The organism is Streptococcus sp. E29BA, assembly GCF_041807805.1.
GTDB classification, from domain to species: Bacteria; Bacillota; Bacilli; order Lactobacillales; family Streptococcaceae; genus Streptococcus; species Streptococcus entericus.
The window spans coordinates 1-8769 of record NZ_JBGTZA010000051.1 but is presented as its reverse complement, the minus strand read 5'-3'; the positions used below and the strand labels follow the sequence as shown (position 1 = coordinate 8769).

Sequence of the window (8769 nt, the reverse complement as noted above, 5' to 3'; positions counted from 1 at the left end):
GTCACAGGAGTTTTAACGTATACTTATCTAAATGGTGAACTAGTTTCTAGTCAGGAAACGACCTCTCCAGTTCCAGAGCGCATTCGTCGTGGAACGAAGCCAGACACTCCTGCTCAGCCAGTTAAAGCACTAGAAACTGAACGACAAGAGGAAGTGATTCCGTATCAAACACATGCAGAAGAGGATAATCACTTATGGTTGGGAGAACATAACGTTCTTCAAAAAGGGCAAGTTGGTCGTAAAGAGGTGGTGACGCTTTATCAAACAATTGATGGTCATCGTCAACCGAATCCAGAAATCATTGAACGAATTTTAGAAGAGCCAAAAGATGAGATTATACGAGTTGGAACCAAGTCAATCCATGCTAAGGAGGTTGAGCACCGTTCAGAACCAATTGATTTCACTATCGAACGGCAAGAGGACCCCGACCTTTGGTCAGGCGAGACGGTTCTAATTCGCCCAGGTCAACCTGGTCTTAAATCTATCGTGACAACCTACCAGACCGAGCGAGGACTGCGGACAGGAACGGTCTTGTCTGAGGTAGCTGAGGTTATCACCCAACCTGTGTCACAAGTAGAAAAGGTTGGGACCAAGCCAGAAGCGGGCCGGGTGACGGAAACCGAAGACCAACAGGTAGAGTTTCGGATCATTTATCAGGATAATCCGACTAAGCCTGTTGATTATGAAGAGACTCTACAAGCTGGGGTGGAAGGGCTCATTCGCTTAACCCATATCTACCAGACCTATCGTGGTCAGAAAATTGGGCAACCAGAAACCCATCAGGAAACGATTCGTCAGGTCCAAGATGCGATCATTGAACGTGGTAGTAAGGTTCTGACCCTAGCAGATCGCCAAGAACCACAACCTATCAGACAGATTGTTCGTCTTGGTGATTCTGTAGTAGCTGCGGCAAGCATTCAACACGTCAATCTAAATCATGTCGCCTCTATTGCTTGGAAGGAAGGTCATGAACCGAGAACGGATAAAGTCGGGGCTGCTCTAGTTGGGCGTGTCGTGGTGACTTATACAGACCATTCCCAAGATGAAGTAGCTGTTCTCGTTGATGTTTTACCAGCTTTACCAAGACCTGTGGTCACTTTTGATGCCATTGCTGGAGATAACGTGATCAATGCTCATGAAAGCCGCAGTCTTCTAACCATTACAGGTCAAGTCAGTGACCTGCAAGAGGGTGACCAGCTGATGATTCAGGTTGGCACGGTGGGTGTACTGGCGGACTTGACTGCCGATCGCTTTTCCGCTCAAATTGATGGGCAGGCTCTCGTTAGTCACCAAAGCCTATCAGCTCAAGTCTTGCGTGCCGGGGAAATGGTGGCTGGAGCGCAACAGCTTTATGCGGTAAAAACAGAGCTAGCTCAACCAAGCCTAACCATCAATCCGATTGCGACAGATGATGTGATTAACCTAGAAGAAAGTCGCAATAGCATCGTCATCAGCGGTCTTGTGACAGGAGCTAAGGATGGTGAGGAAGTTGACATTGCCTGTGGTTGTCCAATTTGCCAGGGCGTTCAATGGGTGACTGCCAAAGCCCGTATCGAAAACGGTCAGTTCCAAATTACCCTTTCAGGGAATCAGCTAACAGAAGGAACGGTGGTCAAAGCTCAGGTGACCACCAGTGATGCCTACGGCAACACGGCAACAGGAAGGAGCGAACGTGTTTATCGTGTTGATATGACCCCACCAGAGCCGAGCCTGACCTATAACCAATTGACAGCGGGCAATATTATCAATCTGGCGACCCCAGACACGGTCACCATCAGCGGCGAGATTATCAACTTAGCTGATGACGAGACAGCCATCCTAACTGCCAAACTGGGCGATACCACGCACCATGTCACCATTAGCGGTAGAAGTTACAGTCTGACCCTGCCAAAGACCGCCTTTGAGAGCGATGATCGCGTCCGTCTGACCTTGACAGCAACAGATCCAGCTGGCAACCGCACCACGGTTTCCAACCAGGAGCAGATTTATACCTACGATGTCACCCTGCCGACACCTGTTTTGACGCTAGACCGACCTACGGTGGTCAATAGCCGAGCAGAGACGCTGGTTTTGGCTGGTCAACTGACTCAGGATGAAGCGGTTAGGGCCCGCACCGTCAGTGTGAGCTTAGACGGTCAAACTCATCCAGCAGAGCTGGTTGGCAACCGATGGACAGTGACTTTGCCAGCAGGTCCTCTTAAACAAACTCAGGGCAATCATCTCTATACAGTTCAAGCCCAAGTCACGGATCTGGCAGGTAACACCGCTCAAACTAGTCAGACAGGCACTATCCTCGTGGATACGGTTGCACCAAGTCTCACTATTCAGCTTGAGCCGCTAGCGATTATTGATCCAACTTCCAGCTCTGCCATTGTCCTCAAAGGACAAATCAGCGGGCATCAAGCTGGGGATAAGGTGGTTGTGAGCCTAGCTGGACAGGAGCAGGAGGAACGCCTAGAGTCTGATGGACACTTTAGTCTAACCCTCGACCGTCAAGCTTTGGTGACCAACGCCAGTCGTCAGTTGACTGCTCGTGTGACGAGTCGAGACGCGCATGGCAACGACAGTCAGGCTCAAGCTAGCTTGACCTATCAGGTAGCCGCGGTTGCGACGGAGGTGACCTTGAGCCTTGATAGCATCACCGCAGACGACCACATCAATGTGACCGAGGCGACCAAGCCAACAACGACCATCACTGGTCAGGTGACTGGTGGCAACGGTCAGCCAGTCCTACTGATGATTGGTGATCAGCAGGTTAAAGCCGCAATCTCTGGTGACCGTTTCACTGCTCAAGTGACAACGGCAGACCTAGTGACCAACCCAACCTATGCTGTGACCGCGCGCCTCGGTGACAAGACCATTAGTCGAGCTTATACGGTTGTGGATTGGGCGACGGCACAGGTCTTGGTGACCCAGTTGGGAGACATGGAACAGGGGGACACTGTCCGTGTGAGCGGTCATGTGACGCTAGATGGCTTAGCAGCTAAGCATGGCAACCGAGAGCAACTGCATGAAATCAGTTTGACCATTAAGGATAAGACCTACTATGCTGGGGTGGATAGGCAGCAAAACTTTACCTTTAACCTCCCCTTGTCGGATCTCTTGGCAGCTAAGGGGGAACAGATTAGCTTTGGGCAAAAGGGCGACCCGATTTATCATATCGAAGCACGCTATGGGCGAAATAACCTCCGATTAGCGGATGATGTTGTCGGGCAAGCCTTGCCACAACTAACCAGTCAACAGGTGCAGTTTACAGATGACCATATCTTTAAAGATGGCAAGGTTGCTATGACGCTTCCTGAAAAATTAACCCAAATCAAGGGGCAAGTGTCTGGAGCAGCCAAGTCTGGTGATCTGGTGACCCTAGGTCTAGGGGAAGAGACGGTCACAGCACGTGTGGCTGAGGATAAGAGCTTCACAATCACCCTGCCGTCAGCTCTGCTTAAAAACAATAGCAGTGGCCTTCTGTCGATTGCCTTGGAGACCAAGGATTATCAAGGGCGAGCCATTCAGGTTTCTGATTTGATTGCCCTATCTCAGGAGCAGGTGTCAGCTGATTTGATCGCTACCTTTGAGCACTCAAATACCGATAAGCCGTATTTCCTAGCGGCTCTCAGTCGGATGACCCCAAGCGTTCGTGGTTACTTGCCAATCAAGACCTTTAAGTACACAGAAACACCAGTAATCACCTACGGCTTTGCAGCGCCGACCTATCGCCATGATGCCATCAATCAGGCCAACCGAGATGCGGCGCGTCGGATTTTTGACCTCTTTAGCCGTTATGCCAATGTGACCTTTGAGCAAGTTGGGGCAGATCGTCCAGCCCACACACCAGATGCCAACATCGTTTACTATTTGCACAATAACACAGCGGCTAATAATGCCGCTTCTGGTGGCGATGTCAACATCGGTGGTCGAAATGGTCAGGGGCAAGAGGATCATAGGGATTGGAGTTTGCCATCCTTCCGCCACCTCTTTATCCATGAGACCTTCCATTCTTTCGGCTCAAAACACGCCCATGAAGGCTATCCTGTCTTGCCACCACTGGAAAATCAGAGCAGCTTAAGTGTGATGACTTATCGGGCCCCTCGTATGGACTTGGATAGTTTTGACCTCAAGCTCTATGATTTGATTTACCTCCATTACCGTTTCGGTGTCAATCCAGCCCAGCGTTCTGGCAACGATACTTACCGCTTCCAAGATTTTGACCGTCATAAATCCGACGGCAATATCTACATTTGGGATGGCGGCGGGGTGGATACCTTTGACGCCTCTCATGAAGACCAAGCTGTGACGGTTAATCTAACGCCAGGCTCTTGGATTTACCGTGGCGAAAAGGCCGATACCTTGGTGGTTAAGGATTCCAAAGAGCAGACCATCGGTGAGTTCTTTGCGGATGACCCAAATTATCAGCCGACCAATACGGTGGACTATGGTGCTTTTGCCAATAAGTATGTCCATGATTTCCAAAGAGGTCAAGCCTTCATCGGTTATGGCACGCAAATTGAGCGCCTGATCGGTTCTCGCTTTGCAGATGAGTTGCGAGGCAATGTGGCCAATAATGCCATCTATGGTGGTGATGGTGACGACCGCCTCTTCGGTGACGCTGGTAATGACTACTTGGACGGTGGTTTGGGAGCTGACCTCCTCGATGGCGGTGCTGGAGATGATGTCTTCATCGTGGACAATAGCGGCGACACTGTGATTGAACGCGTAGGAGAAGGGACAGATACGGTTATCGCATCAGTTGACTATAGCCTGCCTGAACAGGTGGAAAACCTGACCTTAGTCGGTCAAGCTAGACGAGGAACAGGGAACACGTCAGACAACCGTATCACAGGCAATAGCCTGTCCAACACCCTGACGGGTGGCGGTGGACAAGACACCTTTATCTTTAACAGCCCACTCAATGGTCAAATTGATACCATTAACGACTTTGATGCAGATGATGTTATTGAGCTGTCAGCCAATATCTTTACAGGTATTGATCGGAATAATCCTTTTGGGCGAATTCATTATGAGCGCACCAGCGGTTATCTGGCCTATTTGCCTAGCCAAGTTGGTCAGACAGATGCCATCATCTTTGCTAAACTTCCAGAAGGACTAGACCTTAGGGCAGACCAGATTGTTATCAACTAAGTCAAACAGACGGGATGAGTTCCCGTCTGTTTTGTGGTATAATGTAGAGAGTACAATCTAAGAAAGTGTAATCATGAACATTCAACAATTACGCTACGTTGTAGCGATTGCCAACAGCGGTACTTTTCGTGAGGCAGCGACCAATCTTTACGTTAGCCAGCCTAGTTTATCCGTAGCGGTCAAAGATTTGGAAGATGAGCTTGGCTTTAAAATTTTTAATCGAACAACTTCAGGAACGCGTTTAACCCAGCGTGGTCGTGTTTTTTTTGAAAAGGCTCAGAAATTGGTTGGCTCTTTTGATTCCTTTGAAAACCAGTATACGCAGTCGAGTGGCAAGGGACGAGAGTTTTCAATTTCCAGCCAGCACTATGATTTTTTAACCCCTTTAATGACGCGTTTTTCTGAAAAATATCCTGAGTTTAGGCATTTTCGGATATTTGAGTCGACGACGGTACAAATCCTCGATGAGGTCATCGATGGGCATAGTGAGTTAGGCATTGTTTACCTCAGTCCTCAAAATGAAGAGGGCATTCGTCGTAAGATGGAGAAGCAAGGCCTTGAAGCGATTGACTTGATTGGTTTTCAAACCCATATCTATCTGGGTAAACACCATAGATTGGCTAGTAAGCCTAGTCTGACTTTAGATGACTTGACTGGCTTACCTGCTGTGCTATTTACCCAAGAAAAGGACGAGTACCTCTATTACTCTGAAAATCTAGTCGATCGCACGGAATCTAGTCTGATTTACAAGGTGACGGATCGTGCCACCTTAAATGGGATTTTGGAGCGGACGGATGCATTTGCGACAGGGTCTGGTTTCTTAGATAGTGCCAGTGTCAATGGCATCACAGTCATTCCGCTGGAAGGAGCGACAGACAATAAGTTGGTTTATGTCAAACGTGCGGAGATGGCGCTATCGAGTTGTGCTCAAAAATTTGTTGAAGTCATGACGGCTTATTTCAGTGATTTAGACCCTAAGGAGTTGGTATGAAAAAACTAATGATGGCATTTTTAGCGCTTGTTCTGGTCGGTCTTGACCAATGGAGCAAGTTATGGGTAGTGTCTAACATCGGACTGGGTGATATCAGACCCTTTTTGCCACCGATTTTCAGTTTGACCTATGTCCAAAATAGTGGTGCGGCCTTTTCTATTTTGCAGGATCAGCAGTGGTTTTTTACAGTAGTCACTCTGGTTTTCCTAACGGGGGCAATCATTTATTTTGTTAAATCCAAAAATCATTGGCTGAGTTTATTGCCTCTGACCTTAATGATGGCTGGTGGTGTTGGGAATTTCATCGACCGTCTCCGCCTGGGTTATGTCATCGATATGGTGCATTTGGATTTTATGGATTTTGCTATTTTTAATGTGGCAGATAGTTACTTAACCGTCGGTGTCGTCCTCATGTTTGTTGCGCTCTGGTGGGAAGACCATCTAGAGAAACAGAAGCAATAGTCGCCTATCTATACAAAAAGTTATTGGTTGGGAGTTAGTCATCTGAGCTGTTGGCTGTCAAATCTACCAGTCATAGAGGATACCCAATAATCGACTGGATTGGCTGTTATCATTGTTTGACTGTCTAGCGCTTTGCGCTGAGCTAACGACAACGTCCAACTGGTCTGGAGATTTATCCTGATATCTATTTGGAGTGTCCGATGCCTTATTACACATTACTAAGGTCCTTTGGAGGTTACCGTATGGTGTCACTAAAATTCATCCGTCGTTTACTGATTGTCTATGTTTTCTTCTTGACTTGGGGGATTCTCTTCAAATTTGGAGCGCCTGCCATATTCCTCAGTTACCGCTACATTAACTGGGTGCCCTTTGCCGAACCGCTGATCATCAATGGTCAGGTGGTTTGGCTGGAGGTGGCTTTTAACTTAGTCGCTTTTATTCCCTTTGGTCTCTTACTCAAACTAACTAAGCCCCGCTGGGCAGTTACAAAAGTCGTGGCTCTAGGTTTTCTGTTGAGCCTCAGCTATGAAGCCCTTCAGTGGCTCCTTACTATCGGCATGAGCGATGTCACTGACCTTCTCATGAACACCGCAGGCGTCGCTGTTGGCAGCCTGCTTGCTATTTTCCTAGAAAGAACCTTATGCAAAAAGAACTAACCATTATAGACGGCGGTAGCCGCCTGGACAAGGCTTTGGCCGACTTAACCGACCTCTCCCGTAGCTTCGCCAACGATGAGATTAAGGCGGGGCGGGTTTTGGTTAATGGCAGAGCTGCCAAGGCCAAGTACGCTGTTAAAGCAGGTGATGTCATCACCTACACGCTGCCTCAGGAAGAGGTTGTGGACTACTTGCCAGAGGATTTACCTCTAGAGATTATCTACCAAGATGACCAAGTGGCGGTTGTTAACAAGCCGCAAGGCATGGTGGTACACCCATCGGCAGGTCACGTGACAGGAACGCTGGTCAATGCCCTGCTCTACCACATCAAGGACTTGTCTAGCATTAACGGTGTTGTGCGACCGGGCATTGTCCATCGGATTGACAAGGGCACATCAGGTTTGCTCATGATTGCTAAGACTGATGCTGCCCATCAGGCTCTAGCTGAGGAGCTCAAAGACAAGAAATCCCTGAGAAAGTATCTGGCCATTGTCCATGGCAACCTGCCGACCGACCGCGGGGTCATCGAAGCCCCTATTGGTCGAAGTGACAAGGACCGAAAAAAACAAGCCGTAACGGCTAAAGGCAAGCCTGCCCTGACCCGTTTTCAAGTCTTGGAGTGGTTTGGGGATTACAGCTTGGTCGAGCTGACCTTGGAAACGGGACGAACTCACCAGATTCGTGTCCATATGGCCTACATCGGTCACCCTGTGGCTGGCGACCCTGCCTACGGTCCTAAGAAAACCTTAGCTGGTCAGGGACAGTTTTTACATGCTGAGAAACTGGGCTTTACCCATCCGACGTCAGGTGAGGAGATGGTCTTTACGGCTCCTGCGCCAGCTATTTTCCAAGAAACCCTAGAAAAACTAAGGAGAGGCTAAGATGAAAAGTAAAGAAATCGTTGATGGCGTAACCATGCAGCGGGCTATCACGCGGATGACCTATGAGATTATCGAGCGCAACAAGGAGCTGGATAAGGTGGTGCTGGCTGGGATTAAGACCCGAGGTGTTCATATCGCGAGACGAATGCAGGAGCGGATTTTGAGCCTGGAAGGGTTGGAGCTGCCAGTGATTGAGTTGGATACCAAGCCGTTTAGGGACGATATCAAGGTGACAGAGGATAGTAGCGTGGTGTCCGTCGATGTGACGGCTCGCGATGTGATTTTGGTTGACGATGTGCTCTACACTGGGCGGACGATTCGGGCGGCCATCGATAAGCTAGTCAGTCTAGGGCGACCTGCCCGTGTTGGCTTAGCAGTCTTGGTTGATCGTGGTCATCGGGAATTGCCCATTCGGGCGGATTATGTGGGTAAGAACCTGCCGACATCAAGCACCGAAGCAGTCTTGGTTGAGATGATTGAGACAGACGGCAAGGATGGGATCAGCATCATAGGAGATTAAGTTGTTAGTGGGTTGATTAGAGAAACAAGTCGAAGGCTTGTTTCTTTTGGCTCTTTGTCAACTGTAGTGGGTTGACCCACTTAACACCGAGAGAGGACAGTTCTTGTCTTCTCTCGTTTTA

6 protein-coding genes are annotated in these 8769 nt (G+C 48.8%); all 6 read left to right on the top strand.

The features are described from left to right. Positions 1-5139 (top strand): Ig-like domain-containing protein (locus ACERC8_RS09305; protein ID WP_373659611.1); only part of this gene is annotated, 5139 nt, incomplete at its 5' end. A 73-nt stretch (positions 5140-5212) separates the two neighbouring features. Next, positions 5213-6130 (top strand): LysR family transcriptional regulator, encoded by a 918-nt coding sequence (locus ACERC8_RS09300; protein ID WP_373659609.1) that lies wholly within the window; start codon positions 5213-5215, stop codon positions 6128-6130. Beyond that, entirely contained in the window at positions 6127-6591 is a 465-nt protein-coding gene (gene lspA, locus ACERC8_RS09295) for a signal peptidase II (RefSeq protein WP_373659608.1), read from the top strand. The genes ACERC8_RS09300 and lspA overlap by 4 nt, the downstream gene beginning before the upstream one ends. 200 nt (positions 6592-6791) lie before the next feature. After that, positions 6792-7247 carry a VanZ family protein gene (locus ACERC8_RS09290; RefSeq protein WP_373659606.1) on the top strand — a complete coding sequence of 152 codons (456 nt, stop codon included), beginning with the start codon at positions 6792-6794 and terminating at the stop codon, positions 7245-7247. Beyond that, complete coding sequence (locus tag ACERC8_RS09285; protein ID WP_373659605.1) at positions 7232-8128, top strand: RluA family pseudouridine synthase; 897 nt, start codon at positions 7232-7234, stop codon at positions 8126-8128. Before ACERC8_RS09290 ends, ACERC8_RS09285 begins: the two co-directional genes overlap by 16 nt. Position 8129: 1 nt before the next feature. After that, positions 8130-8648 carry a bifunctional pyr operon transcriptional regulator/uracil phosphoribosyltransferase PyrR gene (pyrR, locus tag ACERC8_RS09280; protein ID WP_373659604.1) on the top strand — a complete coding sequence of 173 codons (519 nt, stop codon included), beginning with the start codon at positions 8130-8132 and terminating at the stop codon, positions 8646-8648. Positions 8649-8769: the final 121 nt, after the last annotated feature.